We start from the raw sequence: 24,374 nt of genomic DNA, 5'->3' as shown, positions 1-24,374 counted from the left end.
TCGGACTATACCGGAGCACGGTCGGATGTCGAAGATGTTAAATGCGGTCGGTTGCCATTTCGCCAGACGAGGCCGAGGCAGAGGTCTTTTTCGGCATCGGGCCACAACCCGCAGAAAGGTACCGGTCACCAAAATGCCGGAACGATATCCCCGAAACCCAATAAATCACCCCTCGCCAACCCGGGTCCAGGCACCTTCCGAGCAGGTCGGGGCCACCGCAGGGCTTCTGTACGGATCCAGCCTGACCTGAATGACCATCGGGGAGGACACCCGCCCCGATAACACCAGAATCACGAACGCCTATACGAACCACCCGAAGCGGTCATATCTCTACCGCGCCATCGGCCTGACGATCAGAGCACTTATGACGAGCCTCCCGGTTGGATAAGTCCGCCCGAACGGCCGTCGACGCGACTACTGTCATAACATTCCCATCAGCCATCGACACGGTGGCGGAGTCAATCGGCGATATCGTCGCCGCGCGAGGGCTGACCACCCTTCTACAGATCGATCAGCGTGTCGTTGACACGTAGCGCAATGTCCGGGACCTCGCGACGCGGGTCGGTGACCACCCCACGCTCCCCGACGGCCGTTGGCCGAAGCCCTGCGCGGGCAGAGCCTGTCAGGCGTGCGGCACGGCAGGTGGGAGACGTCGACACGACCAATCGAGCAGAGGTTGAACCGTGACCGGTGCCGGTTCGTCGTGCACGTGTCGGATCGATGGCACCACACAGAGGGGAATCACCATGCGGGTTCTAGTCCCCAACCTCAGGAAAGCGATACTCGTGGGCGGCGCGCTCGTGCTGCTGGCCGCCTCGGGCGTGCTCCTGGCGGTCAGCTTCGACGACCGCGGTGCTCGCGCGCACGGCTCCGTCCAGGCGCCGGTCAGCCGGGCGTACACCTGCTATCTGGAACTGACGGCGGCGGCACTGTCGCCCGCGTGTCAGGCCGCGTTGGATCGGGGCGGCTCTCAGGCCTTCTACGACTGGAACGGCATCAACCGGGGCCACGCCGGCGGCGAGCACCGCGTCATCCCCGACGGGCAGTTGTGCAGCGCCGGAAACGCGCCCTTCGCCGGCTTCGACCTGCCCCGCGCCGACTGGCCGGCCACGACGCTCGCGGCCGGTGCGAGCTACGAGTTCCGTTGGCGCGCGACCGCGCCGCACAAGGGCGGATTCGAGTTCTACCTCACCCGTCCGGGATACGACCCGAAGCAACCGTTGCGTTGGTCCGACCTGGACTCGCAGCCGTTCCTCGCGGTCGACGAGCCGCCGTTGATCGACGGTTCCTACGTCATGCGCGGCACGCTTCCGACCGGCCGGACCGGCCGCCACCTCATCTACACCGTCTACCAGCGCACCGACAGCCCGGAGGCGTTCTACGCCTGCTCCGACGTGGTCTTCGGCGGTCAGGATGGCGGCCCGGCGCAGCCCCCGCCGCACGAGGAGCACACCGAATCGCCGTCGCCCGCGCCGGTTGCGCACGGTAACCATGGTGACGCGGGCCAGCAGCACGGTGGCCACCACGAGCAGGGCGCAGGGGGCGGTCACACCCCGGGGCAGCGCCTGGCGCAGAGTGTCGTCGCTCCGTGGCAACCGGGCACCGCCTACGCGGTCGGTGCCCGGGTCAGCCACAACGGCCAGGTCTACGTCTGCCGGCAGGCCCACACCACCCAGCCCGGCTGGGAGCCGCCGCTGGTCGCGGCGCTCTGGTTGGCCGAGTCCAGTGCCGGCGCGACATCCGGCCAGTGGCAGCCGCAGACGGCGTACCCGGTTGGCGCGCTCGTCACCTTCGACGGTCGTCGCTACGTCGCCCGCCAGGGGCACGTCGCCCAACCCGGCTGGGAGCCGCCGAACGTCCCCGCCCTGTGGCATCCGCAGTCCTGAACCGCTGACGCCGGTGTCCTGCACTCCCTCCCGGGAGACTCGGACACCGGCGTTCGTGCGCGGATTCACCCCGTGGCAGGCGACGATCCGCCGGTGGTTTCGTCAGGCGTCGTCCGCCGACGGGTCGATGGCGAAGTTGTCGCGGAACAGGCCGGTCGGGTCCCACCGGCGTTTGAGATCCCGGAGCCGCCGCAGGTGATCGGGCGGAAGGCGCGTGCCAGAGCCTCCGGGCCGGTGCCGCGATCAGGAAGTTGGCGTCGCGCCAGGCGTACGCCGTGGCGTCCGTGGCGGTGGCGGCCACGGCACCCCCCGCGGACTTGTCGCCCAGCGTTGGGACGACGGCGCGGACGCGCCGGACTGACCTCCGGCGCGTCCGCGCCCGTGCTCCATCATGTGGACCAACTGCTTGATTAGGACCGAACGTGGCTATCGCCGTATCCCGCTCGAGCTCTGGCCCCCGGGCCGTCCTCTGGCCGGTCGTGTCGGGGAGTCGGCCTCGTTGATCTTGGCGACCGTCGGAGTGGAAGGTGTTCGCGGTGACTGACGGAGACGCGCTGCGGCAGCTACGGAGGACGGCGCGGGTTGGTTGCTCTGGTTGCTCTGGTTGCTCTGGTTGCTCTGGAGTGCGGCTTGGTGAAAACGTTCGTAGTAGTCGCGATACCTCTCGTTGGTGTTGCTGGTCAGCCACAAGCCGTTGGACATCTGCATGCGGCAGAAGAACTCGCCTGCTCGAGTGACGTTGGCAAAATTGGGCTGACCTCTCGAAGGCGTGACAATATTGCGGTAACTGTGTCTGAAATCCCCGAAATTGCGCGGAGCGGGATATCGCCGACCCGTCTGCATATGTATCACGAAAGCCGCAGCATGGGCCCGCGCTTCCTCGCCAAGCATATTTGGCACGTAGCCGTCCTGGCCCGGCCAGGATCTTTCGCCGCCCACGTACGCTCGCACGTGGTAGATCTCGTGCGCGGCCGCAGGAAGTAGGTCTTCGAGGTTTTCGTTCCGGTCGAGCCACATGTGTTCATTGTTGGCGTAGGTACCGCGATCAGACCAATAAAAGGTCACGTCGGTGTTGGAATTCCAGATCTCACCGAGGATTTCCGCTCCCCGTTCTGATTCCATCAGATAGCCGAGAATGTAGTCGCGCGTCTGCTGGTCGGCCTCGGTGCCGACCACGCGGCTAGCGACGGTGTGGGGGTCGGCGGTCACCTCGGGCCACCGCTTTCAGTGTGGGCAATGGTGACCGAGCCGGATTGCCGGTCGACGGCGACTCGAAACAGCGGGGGGTGGGACGCGTTGACAACCAGAAGGTCGTAGACATCCTGCTTTGAGTCCTCGTCGGCGCGCTTGCGGAGCAAGAACGATCCCGGAGCGGCAACAAGCGCGATAAGTTCCGCGTCTCCGGATGCTGCGGCTGCGGCACGGACCGCTTCCTCTGTCGGCCTTTCAGTGAACACGCTTCTTCATCCTTCTCGCGGAGTGGTCGCTTCTAATCGATCGCGACTTCAGGCTTCGTCCAACCCCCTGCGCCGAGGGCGTCATGTTCGAGTTGTGCGGGAACTCGAACTAATCGGTGCCGCAACTCGACGTTCTCCCCATTCCAGAACATTCGGTCCGGACATTCCGATGCGTAACCGCTCCTCGGGCGCCACAACGCCGACTCTAACCCACCCGCGAGCCGCTTCTGCGGCTCCAGGATGGAGGTATATCGGCAGGACGCTTGCGTAGTCGGTCGACCGTCCGATCTGGACCTCCGACGCGGACGAGTTGATGGCCGCGCTCCCCCGGCACGACGGCGTCCGGTACCAGGGCCTGGTGATGAACCGCCGGGGCTTGGACCGATCGCCGACACCATCGGGGTGGCCGTACCCTCCGCCGTCACCAGTCGGCTGGCGCTCGCCCGGGAGATCTCCGAATCCCGCACACCGCTGCGGTTGCACCTGCACGACACCCGGCACGCCGGCGTGGCCAACGCCGTCGCGGCGGTCCAGGCGGGCGTCACCGCCCTCGACGCGATCCTCGTCTACCTCTTCAACCGGATGGGGCAGCCCACCGGCCTGGACCTGGCGGAGCTCACCTCGGCCGTGTCCTGGCTGGAAGGAAGGCTCGGCAGTCAACTCCCGGGTGCCCTGCTCCGGGCGGGAGGCTTCCCCGCCTGAGCCTGGTCCGACGCCGGGCCGCCGAGCCGCCGTACTCGAAGTTGCGGGTTCGTGGTTGGTACCGTGATGCACGACGTGCGTCACCGTATCTCACGAGAGGGCAGCCATGGCCCGGAGCGCATCCGCGAACGCACCGTCCCCCGGGCTGTCCGAGGCAGGTCACGACGGGCACACCGCGCAACCGCTGCTGCCCGCGCTGGGGGTCGCGTCCGGCCCGGACTCGCTGCTGGAACGCGCGTTCACCGATGCGCTGGAGCGCGCGGACGACAGCGACGAGGTCACCGCACGGCTTCTCGACGCCGCCTACGAGCAGTTCTGCCGCATGGGCATCCGGCGGTCCACCATGGAGGACGTGGCCCGCCGGGCCGGCGTCTCCCGGATCACCGCGTACCGCCGGTTCGCCACCAAGGACAGGCTGGTCGAGCAGGTGGTCCGGCGGGAGTTCCGTCGCTACTTCGACCAGTTCCTCCTCGACATCCAGCAGGCGGCGACCGTCGGCGACCGGGTGGTGCTGGGCTTCGTCAGCGCGTTGCAGGCTTTCCGCCGCAACCCGCTGATCGGGGGGCTGATGACCGCCGAACCGGACGCGGTCATCCCCTCGATGACCAGCGACGGCGGGCGTACGCTGGCCACGGTGCAACGGTTCGTCGCCGGCCAACTCCGCCGCGAGCAACGCGCCGGCACCATCTCCGAGACGGTGGACGTCGAGGTGGTGGCCGAGTTGATGACGCGCCTGTCCTGCTCCTTCCTCGTCACTCCCAGCGTCGTCGTCGACCTCGACGACGCCGACCAACTGCGTGCCGTGGCCCGGCGGTTCCTCGTGCCCATGCTGGAGTGCGACTCACAGGCCAAGTGACCTGCCGATCACCTCCTTCATGATCTCGGTGGTGCCGCCGTAGATCGTCTGGACACGGGCGTCCAGGTACGCCTTGGCCACCGGATATTCGCGCATGTAGCCGTAGCCGCCGTGCAACTGGAGGCAGCGGTCGACGGTGCGGTGTTGCAGTTCGGTGCACCACCATTTCGCCATCGCCGCCGTCTCCGCCGTGAGGGCGGGCTCGACCAGGCACTGGTCGACGAAGACCCGGCCGAGGCGCAGTTCGGTGGCGAGTTCGGCCAGCACGAACCGGTTGTGCTGGAAGCTGCCGATGGGGCGGCCGAACGCCTCGCGCTGCTTGCAGTACGCGAGGGTCTGCTCGAACACCGTCTCGGCACCGGCGAGCGCCGCGACGGCGATCGACAGCCGCTCGAAGGGCAGGTTGCGCATCAGGTAGGCGAAGCCCTGCCCCTCGACGCCGAGGAGATTGGCCGCCGGCACCCGGACGTCGGCGAAGAACAGTTCGGCAGTGTCCTGCGCCTTCTGCCCGATCTTGTCGAGGTTGCGGCCGCGCTCGAAGCCGTCCATGCCCCGCTCGACCACCAACAGGCTGATCCCCCGGTGCCCCGCGCCCGGATCGGTGCGCGCCACGACGATGACCAGGTCGGCCAGGATGCCGTTGCTGATGAAGGTCTTCTGCCCGTTGAGGACGTAGGTGTCCCCGTCGCGGACCGCGGTGGTCGTGATGCCCTGTAGGTCGCTGCCGGCACCGGGTTCGGACATGGCGATCGCAGTGATGATGTCACCGGAGCAGAAGCCGGGCAGCCACCGCTGCTTCTGCTCGTCGTTGGTCAGGTCGGTGAGGTACGGCCCGATGATGTCGTTGTGCAGGCCGAACGCCGGCCCGCTCGCGCCCGCGCGGGCCAACTCCTCGGTGAGGACGGCGCTGAAGCGCCGGTCCGTCACCCCTCCGCCGCCGTACCGCTCGTCGACGGAGAAGCCCAGCAGGCCGGCGGCGCCGGCGGCCCGCCACAGGCCGCGGTCGACGATGCCGTCGGCTTCCCAGCGGTCGTGGTGCGGCGCGATCTCCTTGTCGATGAAGGCGCGCACCAGTTCGGTGAACGCGAGGTGGTCGTCGGAGAAGATGGTGCGGTTCGCCATGTACGTCAGCTCCTTGCTCCACAGGTCCCTACCGGGCCATGTCCTTCACTGAGGCGATGAGGCGCCGCGGATCGGAGCCCAGCGGCGTGACGTTGAGGATCGTGACGCCGGCGTCGCGATAGGCCTGGACGCGGTCCCGCACGTAGCTCTGCGGCCCGATCAGGCTGGTGCGCTCCAGCAGCTCCGCCGGCACGGCGGCGGCAGCCTCCGCTTTGCGGCCAGCCAGGTAGAGCTCCTGGATGCGGCTCGCCTCGGCGGCGTAGCCGTAGCGGCACAGCAGGTCGTGGTAGAAGTTCCGACCCTTGGCGCCCATGCCACCGACGTACAGGGCGATCAGTGGCCGGGCGAGGTCGCGCAGGCCTGTCACGTCCGGGCCGATGGCCAGTGGACCGCCGGCCACGACCTCGAGCGGTCCGAGATCGTCGGGCCGCTTGGCCTGGCCGGCTGTCAACGCGGCGCCCCAGACGTCGGCCGCGCGCTCGGGGTCGTACAGGAAGGGCAGCCACCCGTCGGCGAGCTCGGCGGTCATCTGCACGTTCTTGTCACCCAGGCTCGCCACGTAGATCGGGATGTGGTCGCGGACCGGGTGGGTGAGGATCTTCAGCGGTTTGCCGAGGCCGGTGCCCTCCCCGGCGGGCAGCGGCAGCCGGTAGATGCCGTCCTGGATCAACGTCTCGCGTCGCCACACCTGCCGACAGATCCGGATCACCTCGCGGGTCCGTCCGAGCGGCCGGTCGTAGGCGACGCCGTGCCATCCCTCGATCACCTGCGGTCCGGACGCGCCCAGGCCGAGGATGGCGCGGCCGCCCGAGATCGCGTCCAGGCCGGCCGCGGTCTGTGCCAGCAGCGCCGGGGTTCGGGAGTAGATGGGCAGGATGGCGGAGCCGATCTGCAACCGGGTCGTCCTCGCGGCGAGGTAGCCCATGATGGTCGGGGCGTCGAAGCCGTAGGCCTCCGACACCCAGACCACGTCGAGGCCGTCATGCTCCCAGTCGGCCACGGCGTCCGCGCCGCTCTTGGGGTCCGTGGCATAGGCCAGCGGTGTCGCGATCCGCATCAGCGAACTCCTTGTGTCTGGCTGACGGCGCCGTTGTCCAGCCACCGCTGTCGGTGTGCGCCGAGACCCCACTCGGCGAGCACGGTCTCGGTGTCCGCGCCCGGCACCGGCGGGCTGCCGCCGATCACCCCCGGGGTCCGCGACAGGCGAGGCGCCACCGCGGGCTGCCGGACGCCGGAGTGCTCCTCGAACGTCGCGCGGGCCACCAGGTGCGGATGGCGCTGCGCCTCGGCGAGCGACAGCACCGGCGCCACGCAGGCGTCGGTGCCCTCGAACAGCGTCGTCCACTCGTCGCGGGTGCCCTCGGCGAAGACCTTCGCGAAGCGTTCGCGCAGCACCGGCCATCCGGCGACGTCGTGCTGGGCCGGCAGGTCAGCGTCGGCCAGCCCGAGCAGCCGCAGCAGTTCGGCGTAGAACTGGGGTTCCAGTGCGCCGACCGCCATGTGACCGCCATCAGCGGCCGCGTAGACGTCGTAGAACGGTGCCCCGCCGTCGAGCAGGTTGCGGCCACGCTCGGGCTGCCACGCGCCACCGGCGAGGAGGCCGGCAAACATCGTGGTGAGGTGGGCCGTGCCGTCGACGATGGCGGCGTCGACGACCTGCCCGCGGCCGGTGGTCCGGGCCACGTGCAGCGCCGCCAGGCAGCCGACGACGAGGTAGAGCGCGCCACCACCGAAGTCACCGACGAGGTTGAGCGGAATTTGCGGCGGCTCGTCGGCGCGGCCGATCGGGTGGAGCGCGCCGGCGACGGCGATGTAGTCGATGTCGTGGCCGGCAGCGCGGGCCAGCGGCCCCTGCTGTCCCCACCCGGTCATCCGTCCGTAGACGAGGCCTGGATTGCGCTCCAACGCGGCCTGCGGTCCGATGCCCAGCCGTTCGGCCACCCCGGGACGCCAGCCCTCGATCATGATCGCGGCCTGTTCGGCCAGTCCGAGGACCACCCCGGCCCCGTCGGGATGCTTCAGGTCCACGACGACCGACCGCTTGCCCCGGTTGAGCAGGTCCCGTCCCGGGGAGCCAGCCGACAGCGCGCCCGGCTCCGGTCGGTCGACCCGGACGACGTCGGCGCCCAGGTCGGCCAGCAGCATCGCCGCGAACGGGCCCGGGCCGATCCCGGCGAGTTCCACGACGCGGATGCCGTCCAGCGGGCCGCTCATGCGCCGGACCGCGCCGCGAAGCGGGGAGCACGCCCCTGGACCTGGCTGGCGAGGGCCTCACCGAACTCGGCCCCGGCGAGGGACGCGGCCATGAGCCGGTTGGCGTCGGCGGCGGCCTCGGCGGCCCCGGTCTCCAGGCCCGACCACACCTGCCGCCGGATCACCGCCATGGACGCCGGTGAGCAGTGCGCGGCGAGATCGGCGGCATAGGCTTGTGCCTCGGCCAGCACCTCGTCGCGTGGGAGCACCCGTTGCACCAGTCCGATCCGGAACGCCTCCGCAGCGTCGATCTTGCGGCCGGACACCAGCAGATCGAGCGCGTTGCCGACACCGACCAACCGGGGCAACAGCCAGGCGCTGCCGTACTCGGCGATGAGGCCGAGCCGGCTGAACGCGGCGGCCAGCCGTGCCTGCGACGACAGGAACCGCACGTCGGCATAGAGCGCGTGGACCAGACCGAGGCCGGCGGCGCCGCCGTTGACCGCCGCGACGATCGGCGTTCCGAGCGTCATCGGCAGATGTGGTGCGAAGCCGAACTCGTCCACCAGCAGGTCGCGGTGACGCTCGTCGAGCAGCGCGTGCAGCGCCTCCGGGTCGGCGCCCACACAGAACCAGTCGCCGGCACCGGTCACCACGATCGCCCGCACCTGCGGATCCACGTCGGCGGCCTGCAACGCCGCGTAGTAGTCGCGGAACATGTCCAGCGTCATCGCGTTCCGCTGGTCGGGCCGGTCGAACCAGATCGTGCGGACCCCGGCGTGGGTGGCGGCTCGCAGACCGCGACCAGCCGGTTCGGCCTCCTGTAGGGACGACCTCATCGACGCATCCCTTGTGACATTTGACATTTGATACTCTTATCGGTGTGGCGGAGCGGAGCAAGGTCCAGGACGTTTCTCATCCTCAGCTGTCAGAGACGGTGGCGAGCCTGCTGCGCGACCGGATCATGTCGGGGCAGCTGCGCCCCGGTGAGCGGATCCGGCTCGAGGAGGTCGCGCAGGAGACCGGGCTGAGCATCACGCCGGTGCGCGAGGCCCTGCTGATGCTGCGCGCGGAGGACATGGTCGAGCTGCAACCGCGGCGAGGCCACGTGGTCGCGCCGCTGTCCAGGCAGGACATCATCGACGTGTTCAGCCTGCAGGGCCACATCGCCGGCGAGCTCGCCGCCCGGGTCGCCGTCAGCATTACGCCGGCCCAGCTCGACGACCTGCGGCAGCAGCACGAGCGGTTGCGCCGGGCCGCCCAGGCCAGGCAGGTCAGCCGGGTCGAGCAGCTCGAGTTCGAGTTCCACCGCAGCATCAACCGGTTGACCGACGCGCGCAAGCTGTCCTGGCTGCTGCGGACGGCAACGCGCTACACGCCGTCGCGGTTCTACGCGGCCGACCCGGAGTGGCGGGCGAGCATGATCGCCGATCACGAGGCCCTGCTCAACGCGCTCGATGCCCACGACCCGGTCACCGTCCGGCCCGTCATGGCCCGCCACTTCACCGACGGCGCGGAGCGGCTGGTGAAGCACCTCGATGGTCTGGGGCTGTGGAGCGGGTGAGTCACCGGCGACCATGACGCCACTTGAACATCGCCAACGAGGTCCGCATGGCGGAAGCGGTCGGCTGCAACGTCATCACGTCGATCGCCGGCCGGAACCGCTGCCAGGTGACCGACCGTGGCCGGCTGAACTCGCGCAGGCCGTCCGCGCCGTGGACCCGCCCGAAGCCCGAGTCGCCGACGCCGCCGAAGGGCAGTGACGGCACACCGGCGTACCCCAGCACCGAGTTGACCGACACCGCGCCCGCGCGCAGCCGCGCGGCGAGCGCCAGCCCCCGGCGGCGATGGCGCGTGAAGATCGAGCCGGAGAGCCCGTAGCTTGTCGCGTTCGTCCGGCGTAGCGCCTCGTCGGCGTCGACCACCGGGTTGACCACCAGCACCGGCCCGAAGGTCTCGTCGGTGACCGCCGTGCTGTCCTCGGGGACGTCGGCCAGCAGGACCGGCTCGACGAACGGAGGCCGCACCGAACTCGTGTCGCCGACGACCGCGCGACCACCCCGGTCGATCGCGTCGGTGATGTGGCTCAGCACGATGCCGGGCTGGACCGGCGTGCTCATCGGCCCGTACGCCGCATCCGGCTCGGCACCCGGCCGGACCTGCCGCACCAGATCGGCCAGCTTGGCCAGGAACGGCTCGTACACGGCCTGCTCGACGTAGACGCGCTCGACCCCGGCGCACGTCTGCCCGGCGTTGCCCAGGCCACCGAACACCGCCGCCTGGGCGGCGGCGTCGAGGTCGGCGTCGGCCGTGACGATGAGCGCGTCCTTGCCGCCGCCCTCGATCACGACGGGGATCAGGTTCTCGGCGCAGGCGGCCATGACCGCCCGCCCCGTCGCGGCCGACCCGGTAAACGCGATCTTGTCGACCCCTGCCCGGCACAGCGCGGCCCCGGTCGTGCCGTCACCCGTGACGGCCTGCAGGACCGGCCGGTCGGGATGCAGCTCACTCCAGCGCTGGGCCAGCCACAGGCCGACGCCGGGGGTGAACTCGCTGGGCTTGAAGACCACCGCGTTGCCGGCGGCCAGCGCGTGCGATATCGCCCCCATCGGCGTGTAGACCGGATAGTTCCACGGCCCGATCACGCCGACGACGCCGTACGGCACGTACTCCACCGAGCTGGCCTGATTGAACGCGAGCAGGCCGGAGGACACCGACCGCCGTTTCAGCACATGCCGGGCGTGCCGGGCGGCCCAGTCCAGGTGCTCGACGGCGAGCATCACCTCCAGTTGGGCCCCGGCGAGGGACTTGCCGGTCTCGCTCCGGATGAGCTCGGCCAGCTCGTCGATGCGGCTCGCGACGAGTGCCTTGTAGGCGAGCAGATGACGCCGACGTTGCCGGGCGTCCAGGCCGGACCACCAGCCGGCAGCCTCGCGTGCCTGTTGGACTGCGGCACTCACCGCGGCCTCGTCGGCCAGGTCGTAATCGGTGCGGGACTCGCCGGTGATCGGATCGACGACGTGTAACCGGCGAGGGTGCTCAACGAGGGACGCCATCGGCAGCCTCCTGACATTTGATATTCGATAGTCTAGCCTTGCTGTCAATCCCTTTGCGACGCTGGAGGTACAGCTGTGGAATGGAGCGACGAGCAACGGTCCCTTGTCGCGGCCGTGCAGGATTTCTGCCGCCGCGAGGCCGGAACCCGTGAGCAACGGCAGAGACTCACCAACGGCGGACGGGAACCCCACAGCCCGGAGTTGTATCGCAAGATGGCCGACCTCGGCTGGCTCGGCCTGTCGCTGCCGGAGGAGTTCGACGGCGGTGGCGCGGGGATGGTGGAGCTCTGCCTCTTTCTGGAGGGGACCGCCAGAGCGATGGCGCCGATCGGCGGCTTCACCACGTCGATCATCGTCGCCGCCACCTACGTACGGTTCGGCTCGGCGGAGCAGAAGAAGCTCATTCTGAGCGGGGTGGCCCGCGGCGTCGTCGAGGCGGTCGCGATGTCCGAGCCCGAGGCCGGCTCGGACGTCGCCAACCTGAGCTGCCGCGCTGAGCGCCGGGGCGACGGATTCGTCATCAACGGCCAGAAGACCTGGTGTTCCAACGCCCATCTCGCCGAGCACATTCTCCTGGTCGCCCGCACGTCGGGCCGGGCCGGCGACCACAACGGCCTGACCATGTTCCTGGTCCCCGCCAACGCACCCGGACTGACCATCTCCGGCATCGACACCATGGGCGGCCGGGAGGTCAACGACCTCTACTTCGCCGACTGCGCGCTGCCCGCCGACGCCGTGGTCGGCCAGATCGACAACGGCTGGCGGCAGCTGATGGCCGGGCTCAACATGGAGCGGCTGATCCTCGCGAGCCTGATGCTCGGCACCGCGCAGCGGGCGTTCGACGACGTCGTGGAATACGTCAAGAACCGGCAGCAGTTCCGCCGGCCGATCGGGTCGTTCCAGGTGATCCGGCACCGCCTGGCCGACCTGGCCACCGAGATCGAGTGTGCCCGGCTCCTGGTCTACGACACCGCGGCCCAGGTCGACCGCTCTCCGGACACGGTGCTGCCCCGGGAGACGTCGATGGCGAAACTCAAGGCCACCGAGACCGCCCGCCGCGTCGCCCTGGACGCCATGCAGATGATGGGCGGCTACGGGTACGCGACCGAGTTCGACATGGAGCGCCTGGTCCGCTCCTCGGTCGTGTCCACCGTCTACGGCGGCACCAGCGAGATCCAGCGCGAGATCATCGCGAAGACCTACGGACTGTCCGACCACATGCGGTAAGGCTCAGCGCCACGCCCCGGCCGACGAGTGTGCTCAACACTCGTCGGCCGGGGCATTTTGTTAGGCGTGGTTCGCTGGTGCCCGTCCGTCAACCTCGCCGACCAGCGGACGTATATAGCGGCATGGTCCCGAACTCTTCCCAAGAAGTTACCTCTGATTTACAGTGCCGTAAGCACGAAGAGGATGCCCGCGCCAGCAATCGCGGGCCGATCGCCTGTCACCGCCGGTACCGCCGGTCCGGTCACGCACCGGTCCGGTGGTGCGCCGTCCTGGGCATTCGCCGACACCGCCACGCCACCACTGGGCGACGTCTGACAGAACACCGCAGGACAGGCCCGTCGCATCACGGAGAGCCGTTCGGTCGGCCGCCTCGAACGGATGACGGCACCGACCGTCGCGTCGAAATGAGGATCCATGCCCAGATGCCCTGCCGTCCTGCGGGCTTCAACCATTCTCGTCGCCGCCCTGGTGGCCGCGACCGGCTGCGCCTCGGACACCCCGAGCACGACCTCCACACTGTCCAAGTCACCGATCGTCGTGGGCTTCCTCAACCCGTCCGGCGGGCCGGTCCCCCAACCGGGCACCGACACCGGGGTCAAGGCGGCGCTGTCCTACATCAACGGCGAGTTCGGCGGCATCAACGGCCACCCGCTCGAGGTCGTCTCGTGCGACACCGACACGACACCGGAGCGGGCACAGTCGTGTGCCAACATGTTCGTCGAGAAGAAGGTGGTCGCCGTCATGGACGGCTACAACCTGTCCTCGAGCGCGACCCTGCCGACCCTGACCGCCGCGCAGATCCCGCTCGTCGGCATGATTCCGTTCGACTCCGTGACCGGCGCCAAGGCGGAGAACCGCGTGTTCTTCGCCGCGCCGCAGGCCGCCTTCCTCATCGGCGCCCTGCAGGCGTTCAAGACCGAAGGCAAGAAGTCGGTGACGCTGGCCCTCGTCGACACCCCGTCGTCGCACCAGACCATCGACAATCTTCTTCCGGCACTGGCCAAGGCGCTCGGGATCGACGCCAAGGGCATCTACTTCTCCCCCACGAACCCCAACTTCACCGCCGTGGCCTCCACGATCGCCCGGGACAACCCCGATGTGGGCGGCCTGGTCGCCGCGCCGAGCGAGGCCGTCTGCACGGCTCTGGTCAAGGCGCTGCGGCAACTGCGGTACCAGGGCGAGATCTTCACCGCCGCGTGCACCGACTACATCAAGGGCGCCCCGGAGCAGGCCGCCGGCGGTGCCCTGTACTCGTCGAACTGGCTGCCCGCCGCCGCCCGGTACGCACCGGCGGAGGTCCAGGGCGACCTGACGCTGGCCGAGAAGTACATCTCCGGCGTGTCCGGCGGGACCGCCGGGTACTACGCGTTCGGCGAGTTCGCGCTCTTCATGAACTTCGCGAAGGCGATGTCCACGGCCACCGAAGCCAACCTGACCGGCCCCGGTGTCCTCAAGACGCTCAAGGCGCTCAAGGACTTCCCGAGCTTCCTCGGCCCCAAGATCACCTGCGGCAGCGCCACCTCACCCAACTGCACGACACAACTCCTGCTCTTCGTGGTCCAGCCCGACGGTTCGATCAAGCCCGCCACGGACACCTGGATCACGCCCATGCCCCAGGTCATGAGCATCATTCCCGGCGCGGTGTAAGCCCCGCGGCGACGGCGTGCGCGGGCCGCACGCCGTCGCCCACCGTCCATGTCAGGGCCAGCGCAAGGAAATCGACAATGGATCAGGTCTTGTTGTTCGTCACGCTCGGCTTCGCCGGCGGGGCGGTGTACGCCGTGATCGCCACGTCGATCGTGTCCCTGTACGCCGCCACCGGAGTCCTCAATTTCGCACAGGGCTCCCTGGCCCTGTGGGCGGTGTGGGTGGTCGCCGAGCTGCGGGAGAGCGGCACGCTCGTGTTCCCCATCGGCGCGGTGCGGCTCAGCTCGCAACCACTGCCGGCCTGGCCCGCTGTCGCGCTCGGCGTGCTCAGTGCGGCCGGGCTGGCGTTCGCCGCGCACTGGCTGGTGTTCCGGCCGCTGCGCACCGCACCACCGTTGTCACAGGTGGTCGCGTCGGTCGGGCTGATGCTGGCGATCGCTTCGCTGGTGCCGCTGCGCTTCTCGACCAACGGAGTGCTCGCGCCCACCCTGCTCACCGACCGGACGCTGTCCGTGGGCGGCGCCGTGATCAACATCAGCGACCTGGTGCTTCTGGTCGCGGCCCTGGTGGTGGCGGTGGTGCTCGCGGCGTACTTCCGGTTCACCCGGTGGGGCGTGGCGACCCGGGCCGGAGCCGAGGACGAGCTCGCCGCCAGGCTGACCGGGTTGTCACCGGATCGGCTGGCCAGCGTCATGTGGCTGCTCACCGGCGCGGCGACGGCACTGGTGGCCGTCCTTGCCGCCCCGACACTCGGCCTCGACCCGATCGGCTACATGTTCTACGTCCTGCCCGGCCTCGCCGCCGCCCTCCTGGCCCGCCTGACCTCGATCATCATCGCGTGCCTGGCCGGTGTGGGCATCGGCGTCCTCCAGTCGGTACTGCTGTTGTTGAGCAGCTTCGACGGTTGGCCGGTCTGGGCTCAGGCCGGCCTCGGCGACGTCGTTCCGTTCGTGCTCGTCATCGTCGCGTTGGTCGTCCTGGGCCGGCACCTCCCCGCACGGGGCGCGTTGGGCACCGTACGCATGCCGGCAGTAGATCTGCCCCGACGGCCGTTCCGGGCGGCGGTGGCGCTGGTCGGTGCCGCCGCCCTGGCCGTCGCGCTGACCTCGGGCAGCTGGCGGTTCGGCGTCGTCACCTCGATCATCATGGCGCTCATCGCCCTATCGCTTGTCGTGCTCACCGGCTACCTGGGCCAGATATCGCTCGCCGCCATGGCCTTCGCCGGTACCGCCGGGTTTCTGCTGTCCCGCGCGACGACGTCCTGGCACATACCGTTCCCGCTGTCGATCGTGGTCTCGGCCGGCGCCGCCACCCTCGTCGGTGTGATCGTCGGCCTGCCGGCGCTACGGGTCCGCGGGGCGCAACTGGCGGTCGTGACCCTGGCCGGTGCCGTCGCCCTGCAACAACTCGTCTTCGCCAACCCGGCGCTGACCCCGTTCGAGGGCAACCTCATCGCGGACCCCACCCTGCTCGGCTGGGACCTGGCGGTGCGCCGCGGCACCGACCTGACGACCTCCGCGTTCGCGACCACAGTGATCGTCATCGTCGGCCTGCTGACCCTGGCCGTCGCCCGGATCCTGGCCGGCGCGACCGGCCAGTCGTTCCTGGCCGTCCGCTCCAACGAGCGGGCCGCGGCAAGCGTCGGCATCAACGTGGCCCGCGTCAAACTGACCGGCTTCGCGCTCTCCGCGTTCCTCGCCGGTGTCGGCGGATGCCTCATCGGCTACAGCCGCTCACAGCTGTCGGTCGAGTCGTTCAACATCATCGTGGGGCTCAGCGTCCTGTGCATGGCCTACGTCGGCGGGATCACCCGAATCAGCGGTGCGCTCATCGCCGGGCTCGTCGCCCCACTGGGCGTGCTCTACACGCTGCTCAACGGCACGTTCGGCCTCGGCCACTACTACACCCTCATCGCAGCCTGCGCCCTGGTCGTGACCGCCGTACTCAATCCATCGGGTATCGCCGGCGGCGCCACCGGCCTGCTGCGCGGACACACCCGTCGGGAGGTCACCCCGTGACTGAGACCCAGCCTCTGCTCACCACGACCGGCCTGACCGTCCGCTACGGCGGCGTCGTGGCCAACAGCGACATCAGCATCCATGTCGACGAGGGTGAAGTCGTCGGGCTGATCGGCCCCAACGGCGCCGGCAAGACCACCTTCGTCAACGCCGTCACCGGATTCACGCCGGCCCGGGGCATGATCAGCGTGGCCGGGCGGCGGATCGACCGGCTCGCGCCCCACCAGCGCAGGCGTACCGGATTGGCCCGGACCTGGCAGTCGGGAGAGCTCTTCACCGACCTGACCGTGCGCCAGAACATCGCGATCGCGTCCGGCCGGGGGCCGCTGCACAACCTCTGGAGTGACCTCGCCGGTCGTCGCCGGCCCGACCACGACGACGACGTGCTGGAGATGTTCGGCCTGCACGTCATCGCCGATCGCCGCCCCGGTGAGCTGAGCCTCGGCCGGCAGAAGATCGTCGGCGTCGCCCGAGCCCTCGCCGGCGCCACTCGCGTCCTCCTGCTCGACGAACCGGCCGCCGGGCTGGACACCGACGAGAGCACCGAATTCGGCGGCCACGTCCGTGCCATCGCCGCATCGGGTCGGGCGGTGCTGCTCATCGAGCACGACATGAGCCTCGTCGCGGACATCTGCGATCGCGTGTACGTCCTGGACTACGGGGCCGTCATCGCCTCCGGTACGCCGGGCGCCGTGCTCTCCGACCCGGCCGTGCGTACCGCGTATCTCGGATCGGAGCTCGTGCCATGAGCGATGTCCTGCGACTGGACCGCGTCACGGCTGGCTACGCCGGCATCCCCGCCCTCCGGGAGCTCGACCTGCACCTCGGCGAGGGCGAGGTCCTGGCCGTGCTCGGCCCCAACGGTGCGGGAAAGACCACGGCGCTGCTGACCGCCGCCGGGGTCATCCGGCCAATGGTCGGCACCGTCACCGCGCTCGGCCGGCCCCTGCGTGGACGGCTGGAACAGAACGCCCGCGGTGGCCTGATCCTGGTACCTGACACGCGAGGGGTGTTCCACAGCCTGTCGGTACGCGAGAATCTCGCCCTCGCCCGAGGCTGGCGTTCCAGCCTGGGGCACGCCCTCGACCTCTTCCCCGCTCTGAAACCACTGATGTCACGCCGGTGCGGTCAGCTGTCCGGCGGTGAGCAGCAGATGCTCGCCATCGCCAAGGCACTGGTCTGCCAGCCACGGGTCCTGCTCATCGATGAGATGAGCATGGGTCTGGCCCCGATCGCGGTCCAGGCCCTGCTGCCCGGCATCCGAGCGCTGGCCGACCGGCTCGGTGTCGGTGTCGTCCTCGTCGAGCAGCACATCGACCTCGCCCTGTCCGTCGCCGACCGGGCGATGGTGCTGCATCACGGCCGAGTCGTGCTCACCGGGTCCGCCGCCGAACTCCGCGCCGACAGGCGCGGCGTCGCCGAGGCCTACTTCGGCACCGCCCCCGCGCCTGGCGCCGGCCACGCGGGACCCCGCCCACCGCTCCGAACGGATAAATGATGGAACTATCTGCCAAACAGCGCGCCGCCCTGGCGAGCATCTGCGACACCTTCGCACCGGGCGACGGGGCCGACCTCCCGTCGGCCAGTCAGCTCGGCGCGGTCGACATCATGGCCGCGCTGGTCCTGCACAACCCTCGCGCCGCCGAGGTCACGCAGTTCCTCCAACTGCTGGATCGGTGGGACTCCCCCGCCACCCAGTTGATCCTCGGCGGCGGCGCACGGCGGTTCTCCCGGCAGACCCAGCAGCGCCGCGAGCAGATGCTGCTCGCCCTGGCCGGGTCGGGCGTCACCCGCAAGCGGGCGCTCTTCCAGGCGCTCAAGGGCGCGGCCACCCTGTCCTACTACATGGCGCCGGGGCCGACCGGTCGATCGCCGGTGTGGCCCGCCATCGGCTACCCCGGCCCGCTCGGCACCAGGACCGACGCCCCCGAGCCCGTCCTGGCGCCGATCCGCCCGTCCACGGCGACCACCCTGGACTGCGACGTCGTCATCGTCGGGTCGGGCGCTGGCGGCGGCACCGCCGCGGCCGTCCTCGCCGGCCACGGCCTCGACGTGATCGTCGTGGAGAAGGGCGGGTACTACGACGACAGGGACTTCGACGGCGGGGAGCTGTCGGGATTGTCGCGGCTCTACGCCCCAGGCCCCTCGGCCAGCGCGGAGGGCCAACTGAGCATCCTCCAGGGGCAGTGCCTCGGTGGCGGCACCGTCGTCAACTACACCACGTCGTTCCGCACCCCGCCGCGGGTTCGCGACGAGTGGGCCGCGCTGGGCGTCCCACAGTTCGCCACGGATGAGTACGAGCGCTGCCTCGACGCGGTGTGGTCGCGGCTCGGCGTCAACCGCGACCACGGCCGGATCTCGTCGCGCGACGCGCTCATGGAGCGCGGACTGACCACGCTCGGCTGGCACGTCGACGAGATGCCCCGCAACGTCGACGGCTGCGACACCGGCATCGAGTGCGGGCGGTGCGGCCTGGGCTGCCGCATCGGCGCCAAGCAGTCCGCGACCAAGACCTGGCTCGTGGACGCCCAACGCGCGGGTGCGCGCCTCCTCGTCGACGTCGACGTCCGCACGGTCACCATCACGGCCGGCAGGGCGACCGGCGTCGCCGGTCACACCGCCGACGGTCACCCGGTGACCATTCGCGCTCGCGCGGTAGTCGCCGCCGCCGGCAGCGTGCAGACGCCGGCCCTGTTGCGCCGCTCCGGCCTCACGAACCCGAACATCGGCCGGCACCTCCATCTGCACCCGGCCACCGGCGTCTGGGGCGTGTTCGCCGAGGAGGTCCGCCCGTGGGAGGGCGGCATGCAGACCCGGTACTCCACCGAACACGCCGATCTCGACGGCCTCGGCTACGGCGTCATCTACGAGACCGCCGCCACCAACCCGGCCACCGCCGTGTCCTTCATGAGCTGGACGGGCGCCCGGACCCACCTGGACCAGATGCGGTCGCTGCCGAACCTCAGCGGGGTCGGCATCATCACCCGCGACCGTGACAGCGGACAGGTCAAGGTCGGCAGCGACGGCGAGCCGGTGGTGCACTACCGCCTCTCCGCCTACGACGCGGCCCACATGCGGGCCGGGATCGCCGGTGCCGCTCGTATCGTCGAGGCGGCCGGCGCCCGCAAGCTGTTCTCCGGTCATCAGCGCGGCAGGATCTGGGAGCGCGGCAAGGGCTCCATCGAGGACTTCATCCGCCACACGGACACCCTGGGGACCGCGCCCGGCCAGGTCGCCATGGCCGCCCTGCACATCATGGGCGCGGCCCGCATGGGCGGCAGCAGGGCCACGTCGGTCGCCGGGCCCGACGGTGCCACGTGGGAGGTCCCGAACCTGGTCCTCGCCGACGCGTCCACGTTCCCGGCGTCGTTGGGCGTCAACCCGATGATCTCCGTCGAGGCCATCGCGTACATGAACGCCCAACGACTCGCCGCCGGGCTCTGACCGCCTATTCGAACCGCTCGCCCCGCTCGGCCATGGCCAACAGCAGGTGGGGCGGGCTGAACCGGTCACCGTAGCGCTCCGCGAGCACCCGCGCGCGGGCCACGAAGCCCGGCAGCCCGCCCTCGTACTGGTTGATGTACTGCAGGACGCCGCCGGTCCAGCTCGGGTAGCCGATGCCCAGGATCGAACCGACGTTGGCGTCGACCACCGAGGTCAGCACCCCCTCTTCGAGGCACCGCACCGACTCGACCGCCTCGATGAAGAGCAGCCGCTCCTTGAGGTCCTCGAAGGGCGTGTCGAGGTTCGTTCCGCCGAAGGTGTCCCGCAGGCCCGGCCAGAGGCCGACCCGTTTGCCGTCGCGGTAGTCGTAGAAGCCAGCGCCACCCGAGCGTCCGGTCCGCCCGCAGTCGTCAATCATCCGGTCGATGACGGCGTCGGCGGCGTGCGGCTTCCAGGTGCCGCCGGCGGCCACCGTGGCCGCGGCCGTCTCCTGCCGGATCTTGCGGGGCAGGGTGAGGGTGAGCTCGTCCATCAGCGCCAGGACCGGTGCGGGGTATCCGGCCTGGCTGCTGGCCTGCTCGATGGTGGCCGCTGGAATTCCCTCGGCCAGCATCGCGATGCCCTCGTTGGTGAACGTCCCGATGACCCGGCTGGTGAAGAAGCCGCGGCTGTCGTTGGCGACGATGGGCGTCTTGCGGAGCCGACGTACGAGGCCGAGGGCCCGTTGCAGCGTGGCCTCGTTGGTGCGCTCGCCGCGGATCACCTCGACCAGCGGCATCTTGTCGACCGGCGAGAAGAAGTGCAGGCCGACGAACTCCTCCGGCTTGCTGACGCCCTCGGCGAGCAGGGTGATCGGCAGCGTCGACGTGTTGGAGGCGATGAGCGCGTTCGGTGCGACCTGCTCGATCTCGGCGTACACCTTGTGTTTGAGGGCGGGATCCTCGAAGACCGCCTCGATGGCGAGGTCGACGTCGGCGAGGTCGGCGAGGTCCTCGGTCGCCTGGATCCGGGCCAGGATCGCGTCGCGCTCGTCCAGCGTGGACACACCGCGGGCGACGGCCTTGTCGAGCAGGCCCACCGAGTAGTCCCTCCCCCGCAGCGCCCCCGCGAGGGTCACGTCCTTGAGCAGGACCTGCATTCCGGCCCGGGCACACACGTAGGCGATGGCGGCGCCCATCATGCCCGCGCCGATGACCGCCACCCGCCGCAGCGGCGGGTGGCCCGCGCCGATGTCCCGCGATCCGGCGGTCTGCACGTCGAAGAAGAGTGCTTTGATCATGTTCTTGGCGATCTGACCGGTGGCCAGCTCGGTGAAGTACCGTCCCTCGATGGTGAAGGCGGTGTCCAGGTCGACCTGGGCGCCTTCGACGGCGGCGGCGAGGATGTTGGGCGGGGCGGGATAGGGCGCGCCCTTGAGCTGCTGACGCAGAATGGCCGGCATCGCCGGCAACTGGGCGGCGAGCGCCGGAGTGGACGGGGTGCCGCCGGGAATCCTGTAGCCCTTGCGGTCGTACGGCTGGGCCGCCTCGGGGTTGGCGGCGACCCAGGCACGGGCCGCGCCCAGCATGGCCGCCTCATCGGGGGCGATCTCGTCAACCAGCCCGTGCGCGAGCGCGTCCTGCGGTCGGCGCCGCTGGCCGCGGAGCAGCCAGTTGGTCAGCGCGTCGGTCACGCCCAGCAGCCGGACGCTGCGTACGACGCCACCGCAGCCCGGCAGCAGGCCGAGGGTGACCTCCGGGAAGCCGATCTCGATGGCCGGGTTGTCTTGCACGATGCGGTGGTGGCAGCCCAGGGCGAGTTCCAGCCCGCCACCGAGGGCCGAGCCGTTGATGGCGGCCACGACCGGACGACCGAGTGTCTCCAGTCGGCGTACCGCGTTCTTGAGCAGTCGGGTGTTCGCCGTCGAGGTCTCGGCGTCGGCCGGCGCCAGCCGCAGCAGGGCTTCCAGGTCGCCGCCGGCGAAGAACGTCTTCTTGGCCGAGGTGATGACCACGCCGGCGATCTGGTCGCGCTCGGCTTCGAGCCGATCGACAGTCGCCACGAGGCTCGCACCGAACTCGTCGTTCATCACGTTCGCCGAACGCCCGGGGTGGTCGAGGGTGAGCAGGACGATGCCGTCGTCGCCGCGCTCCCACCGGATTGTGTTGACCATTCGTGACTCCTCAGATTCGTTCGATGACGGTCGCGATGCCCATGCCGCCGCCGACGCAGAGCGTGGCGAGCCCGTAGCGACCACCGCGTCGCTCCAGTTCGTCGACGAGCGTGCCGAGGATCATGGCTCCGGTTGCCCCCAGCGGGTGTCCCATCGCGATCGCACCGCCGTTGACGTTGACGATCTCCATGCTCAGACCCAGGTCGGCGACGAACCGCAGGACCACGGCCGCGAACGCCTCGTTGATCTCCACCAGGTCGAGGTCCTCGACGCCGAGGCCGGCCTTGGCCAGCGCCTTGCGAGCGGCCGGAGCCGGGCCGGTGAGCATGATCGTCGGATCGGCGCCACTGAGTGCCGTGGCGACGACGCGCGCCCTCGGGGTGAGACCGGCGGCCGCACCGACGGCCTCGCTGCCGATGGCCACCAACGAGGCGCCGTCGACGATGCCGGACGAGTTGCCCGCAGTGTGGACGTGGTTGATGCGCTCGACCCAGTGGTACTTCTGGAGCGCGACCGCGTCGAAGCCGGCCTTCTCGCCGATGCCGGCGAAGGAGGGTCGAAGCGCGGCGAGGCCCTCGGCGGTCGAGTCCAGCCGGATGTGCTCGTCGCGGTCGAGGACGGTCAGGCCGTTGCGGTCCCGCACGGGTACGACCGAGCGGTTGAAGTAGCCGTTGGCCCACGCCTTCGCCGCCCGGGCCTGCGACTGCAACGCGTAGCCGTCGACCACGTCGCGGCCATGGCCGTCGAGGGTGGCGATCAGGTCCGCGCTGACCCCCTGCGGCACGAAGCCGGTGGTGAAGTTCGTCTCCGGATCCAGCGCCCACGCTCCACCGTCGGACCCCATCGGGACCCTGGACATCGACTCGACGCCGCCGGCGAGGACCAGATCCTCCCACCCTGAACGCACCTTCTGCGCGGCGATGTTCACCGCCTCCAGGCCCGAGGCGCAGAAGCGGTTGAGCTGCACGCCGGCGACCGTGTCGGGCAGGCCGGCGACGATGGCGGCCGTCTTGGCGATGTCGGCGCCCTGCTCACCCAGCGGGGACACCACGCCGAGCACGATGTCGTCGATCAGCGCCGGGTCAAGGCCGGGCATCCGCCGCAGGGTCTCCTCGATCAGACCAGCGACGAGCGAAACCGGCTTAACACCGTGCAGCGATCCGTTCGGCTTGCCCCGGCCGCGCGGTGTGCGCAGTGCGTCGTAGATGAACGCCTCGGTTGTCATAGCCAAGCTCCTCGCTGCTCACCCAGATGCGAATCCAGCCTAACTTTCGTTGAGCTCACGGCCGCTTGTCAAGCAATGTCCACACCCGATGCGCGCTGGCTACCTTCGGCCTTGCCGATGCACGGCACGAGAGAAAGTCGAGGGCAATCACCGCAACCGTGCGAGGTGGCGCTAACGTGTAGGGGTGCGACCAGCAGCGAGCGGTGTGGGCCCGGCAGCGACCAAACGACCGAAGGATCGCAAGGACCGCATTGCGCTGGCCGGCGCCGAGCTGTTCTGCGAGCGGGGCTATCACCTGGTCACCGTCGACGAGATCGCCGCCGTCGTCGGCATCAGCGGCCCGGCGGTGTACCGGCACTTCCCGAACAAGTACGCGATCCTGGTGCACGCCACCCGGGAGGTCGTCGGCGCCCTGCTCGCCGCGACCGCCGACCCGCAGGCGAGCACCACCGAGGGTGTGCTCGACGAGCTGCTGAGCACGCTCGCCGGAGTCGCCGTGAGCAAACGGCGCGTCGCCGGGCTGTACCAGTGGGAGGGCCGCTACCTCACGCCCGAGCATCGGCAGGAGTTCGCCACGACCCTGGCCACGCTGGTCGGCCGCCTCGCCGGTCCCCTGCGCGAGCTGCGGCCCGAGCTGACCGCCGGGCGGGCGGAGCTGCTGGTCAACGCGGCACTCAGTGCCTTCGGCAGCGTGACCACCTACCGCGCGGCGGCAACCGGCACCGACACCGAGAAGCTGCTCACCCGGGTCGCCTGGACTCTGCTGCGGGCCGACGCGCCCCAGTTGCCGCCACAGCAGCACGCCACGCCGGGCACCGCGCCGGTGCGCCCGGCCTCGCGTCGTGAACTGCTGCTGATCGAGGCGATCCGCCTGTTCCACCGCCACGGCTACCACGCCGTCGCCGTCGAGGACATCGGGCGCGCAGCCGGCATGCAGGCCTCCAGCGTGTACCGGTACTTCCCCAGCAAGGCCGACCTGCTCGCGGCCGCCTACTACCGTGCCACCGACCGACTCGCCGGGGCCACGACGACGGCGATCGCCGAGGCGAGCGACCCGGCGGACGCGCTGCGCCGGGTCGTGCAGGCCTACGTCGCCTACGCGTTCGGCCAGAGCGACCTCGTCGCGGTCTACCTTGCGGAGAACAACAACCTCCCGGACGAGGACCGTCACCAGCTGCGCGGGGCGCAGCGCCTGCACGTCGAGGAATGGATGCGCCTCGTCGAGACGGTACGACCGGACCTGCCGGCCGCCGACGTCCGCGTGCTCGTGCACGCCGCGCTCAACGTCGTCACCGACATCGGCCGGCTCGGCCGCTTCGACCGCGCCGAGGGCTACGACACCCAGACGGCCCGCCTCGCCCTCGCGGTGCTGCACGCCTGAGCTCTCGA

General features: G+C 70.0%; 21 protein-coding genes. 11 read left to right on the top strand and 10 right to left on the bottom strand.

The features are described from left to right. The first annotated feature begins 746 nt into the window (after positions 1 to 746). On the top strand, positions 747 to 1,886 hold the full coding sequence (locus tag ABZ780_RS01570; protein ID WP_357483047.1) for a lytic polysaccharide monooxygenase: 1,140 nt from the start codon (positions 747 to 749) through the stop codon (positions 1,884 to 1,886). 102 nt (positions 1,887 to 1,988) lie between these two features. On the opposite strand, the gene ABZ780_RS01565 is transcribed toward ABZ780_RS01570, so the two are convergent. From ABZ780_RS01565 to ABZ780_RS01555, 3 genes are all read right to left on the bottom strand, one after another. Further along, complete coding sequence (locus tag ABZ780_RS01565) at positions 1,989 to 2,081, bottom strand: BBE domain-containing protein (protein WP_357002688.1); 93 nt, start codon at positions 2,079 to 2,081, stop codon at positions 1,989 to 1,991. 231 nt (positions 2,082 to 2,312) lie between these two features. Further along, on the bottom strand, positions 2,313 to 3,095 hold the full coding sequence (locus ABZ780_RS01560; protein WP_357483044.1) for a hypothetical protein: 783 nt from the start codon (positions 3,093 to 3,095) through the stop codon (positions 2,313 to 2,315). Beyond that, positions 3,092 to 3,343, bottom strand: coding sequence for a hypothetical protein (locus ABZ780_RS01555; RefSeq protein WP_357483041.1), 252 nt, complete (start codon positions 3,341 to 3,343; stop codon positions 3,092 to 3,094). The genes ABZ780_RS01560 and ABZ780_RS01555 overlap by 4 nt, the downstream gene beginning before the upstream one ends. A 240-nt stretch (positions 3,344 to 3,583) precedes the next feature. Here ABZ780_RS01555 and ABZ780_RS01550 point away from each other — a divergent pair, with 240 nt between their 5' ends. Beyond that, complete coding sequence (locus ABZ780_RS01550; RefSeq protein ID WP_356999101.1) at positions 3,584 to 4,045, top strand: hypothetical protein; 462 nt, start codon at positions 3,584 to 3,586, stop codon at positions 4,043 to 4,045. Between the two features lie 106 nt (positions 4,046 to 4,151). Continuing rightward, positions 4,152 to 4,901 carry a helix-turn-helix domain-containing protein gene (locus tag ABZ780_RS01545; RefSeq protein ID WP_356999098.1) on the top strand — a complete coding sequence of 250 codons (750 nt, stop codon included), beginning with the start codon at positions 4,152 to 4,154 and terminating at the stop codon, positions 4,899 to 4,901. On the opposite strand, the gene ABZ780_RS01540 is transcribed toward ABZ780_RS01545, so the two are convergent. Genes ABZ780_RS01540 through ABZ780_RS01525 form a run of 4 tightly spaced genes read right to left on the bottom strand, consistent with a single transcriptional unit; the run spans position 4,887 to position 9,055 of the window. After that, a complete protein-coding gene (locus ABZ780_RS01540) occupies positions 4,887 to 6,023 on the bottom strand; it encodes an acyl-CoA dehydrogenase family protein (RefSeq protein ID WP_356999094.1) in 1,137 nt (378 codons plus the stop codon). The genes ABZ780_RS01545 and ABZ780_RS01540 overlap by 15 nt on opposite strands. Positions 6,024 to 6,051: 28 nt before the next feature. Continuing rightward, positions 6,052 to 7,080 (bottom strand): LLM class F420-dependent oxidoreductase, encoded by a 1,029-nt coding sequence (locus tag ABZ780_RS01535; RefSeq protein WP_356999092.1) that lies wholly within the window; start codon positions 7,078 to 7,080, stop codon positions 6,052 to 6,054. Beyond that, positions 7,080 to 8,237, bottom strand: a complete 1,158-nt coding sequence (locus tag ABZ780_RS01530; RefSeq protein ID WP_357483039.1) for a CaiB/BaiF CoA-transferase family protein — start codon at positions 8,235 to 8,237, stop codon at positions 7,080 to 7,082. Before ABZ780_RS01530 ends, ABZ780_RS01535 begins: the two co-directional genes overlap by 1 nt. Beyond that, a complete protein-coding gene (locus tag ABZ780_RS01525) occupies positions 8,234 to 9,055 on the bottom strand; it encodes an enoyl-CoA hydratase-related protein (protein ID WP_357483036.1) in 822 nt (273 codons plus the stop codon). Before ABZ780_RS01525 ends, ABZ780_RS01530 begins: the two co-directional genes overlap by 4 nt. A 44-nt stretch (positions 9,056 to 9,099) precedes the next feature. Here ABZ780_RS01525 and ABZ780_RS01520 point away from each other — a divergent pair, with 44 nt between their 5' ends. Further along, entirely contained in the window at positions 9,100 to 9,780 is a 681-nt protein-coding gene (locus tag ABZ780_RS01520) for a GntR family transcriptional regulator (protein WP_357483034.1), read from the top strand. Between the two features lies 1 nt (position 9,781). Here the strand turns inward: ABZ780_RS01520 and ABZ780_RS01515 are convergent, their stop codons facing one another. Then, complete coding sequence (locus tag ABZ780_RS01515; RefSeq protein ID WP_357483031.1) at positions 9,782 to 11,272, bottom strand: aldehyde dehydrogenase family protein; 1,491 nt, start codon at positions 11,270 to 11,272, stop codon at positions 9,782 to 9,784. A gap of 75 nt (positions 11,273 to 11,347) precedes the next feature. On the opposite strand from ABZ780_RS01515, the gene ABZ780_RS01510 reads away from it, so the two are divergent. The 6 genes from ABZ780_RS01510 (at position 11,348) to ABZ780_RS01485 (ending at position 19,608) form a co-directional block, all read left to right on the top strand. Then, a complete protein-coding gene (locus ABZ780_RS01510; protein ID WP_356999079.1) occupies positions 11,348 to 12,499 on the top strand; it encodes an acyl-CoA dehydrogenase family protein in 1,152 nt (383 codons plus the stop codon). A 414-nt stretch (positions 12,500 to 12,913) separates the two neighbouring features. Next, a complete protein-coding gene (locus ABZ780_RS01505) occupies positions 12,914 to 14,146 on the top strand; it encodes an ABC transporter substrate-binding protein (RefSeq protein WP_357483029.1) in 1,233 nt (410 codons plus the stop codon). Between the two features lie 77 nt (positions 14,147 to 14,223). Next, a complete protein-coding gene (locus tag ABZ780_RS01500; RefSeq protein ID WP_357483026.1) occupies positions 14,224 to 16,164 on the top strand; it encodes an ABC transporter permease in 1,941 nt (646 codons plus the stop codon). Next, on the top strand, positions 16,161 to 16,913 hold the full coding sequence (locus ABZ780_RS01495) for an ABC transporter ATP-binding protein (protein ID WP_357483024.1): 753 nt from the start codon (positions 16,161 to 16,163) through the stop codon (positions 16,911 to 16,913). The genes ABZ780_RS01500 and ABZ780_RS01495 overlap by 4 nt, the downstream gene beginning before the upstream one ends. After that, the gene (locus tag ABZ780_RS01490; RefSeq protein ID WP_357483021.1) at positions 16,910 to 17,662 is read left to right on the top strand and encodes an ABC transporter ATP-binding protein; all 753 of its coding nucleotides are present in this window, start codon (positions 16,910 to 16,912) and stop codon (positions 17,660 to 17,662) included. Before ABZ780_RS01495 ends, ABZ780_RS01490 begins: the two co-directional genes overlap by 4 nt. Then, positions 17,662 to 19,608: a GMC family oxidoreductase N-terminal domain-containing protein gene (locus ABZ780_RS01485; RefSeq protein WP_357483018.1), complete on the top strand. Its 1,947-nt coding sequence runs from the start codon at positions 17,662 to 17,664 to the stop codon at positions 19,606 to 19,608. The genes ABZ780_RS01490 and ABZ780_RS01485 overlap by 1 nt, the downstream gene beginning before the upstream one ends. Positions 19,609 to 19,612: 4 nt before the next feature. On the opposite strand, the gene ABZ780_RS01480 is transcribed toward ABZ780_RS01485, so the two are convergent. Together ABZ780_RS01480 and ABZ780_RS01475 are read right to left on the bottom strand one after the other, a co-directional pair. After that, positions 19,613 to 21,760 carry a 3-hydroxyacyl-CoA dehydrogenase NAD-binding domain-containing protein gene (locus tag ABZ780_RS01480; protein ID WP_357483015.1) on the bottom strand — a complete coding sequence of 716 codons (2,148 nt, stop codon included), beginning with the start codon at positions 21,758 to 21,760 and terminating at the stop codon, positions 19,613 to 19,615. A 10-nt stretch (positions 21,761 to 21,770) separates the two neighbouring features. Further along, a complete protein-coding gene (locus tag ABZ780_RS01475; protein WP_357483012.1) occupies positions 21,771 to 22,985 on the bottom strand; it encodes an acetyl-CoA C-acetyltransferase in 1,215 nt (404 codons plus the stop codon). Between the two features lie 184 nt (positions 22,986 to 23,169). On the opposite strand from ABZ780_RS01475, the gene ABZ780_RS01470 reads away from it, so the two are divergent. Further along, positions 23,170 to 24,366, top strand: a complete 1,197-nt coding sequence (locus ABZ780_RS01470; RefSeq protein ID WP_357483009.1) for a TetR family transcriptional regulator — start codon at positions 23,170 to 23,172, stop codon at positions 24,364 to 24,366. Positions 24,367 to 24,374: the final 8 nt, after the last annotated feature.

This window comes from Micromonospora sp. NPDC047467, assembly GCF_040643095.1.
Taxonomy (GTDB): Bacteria; Actinomycetota; Actinomycetes; order Mycobacteriales; family Micromonosporaceae; genus Micromonospora.
Note: the sequence above shows the minus strand (reverse complement) of the source record. Positions and strands in the feature narration are given on the sequence as shown.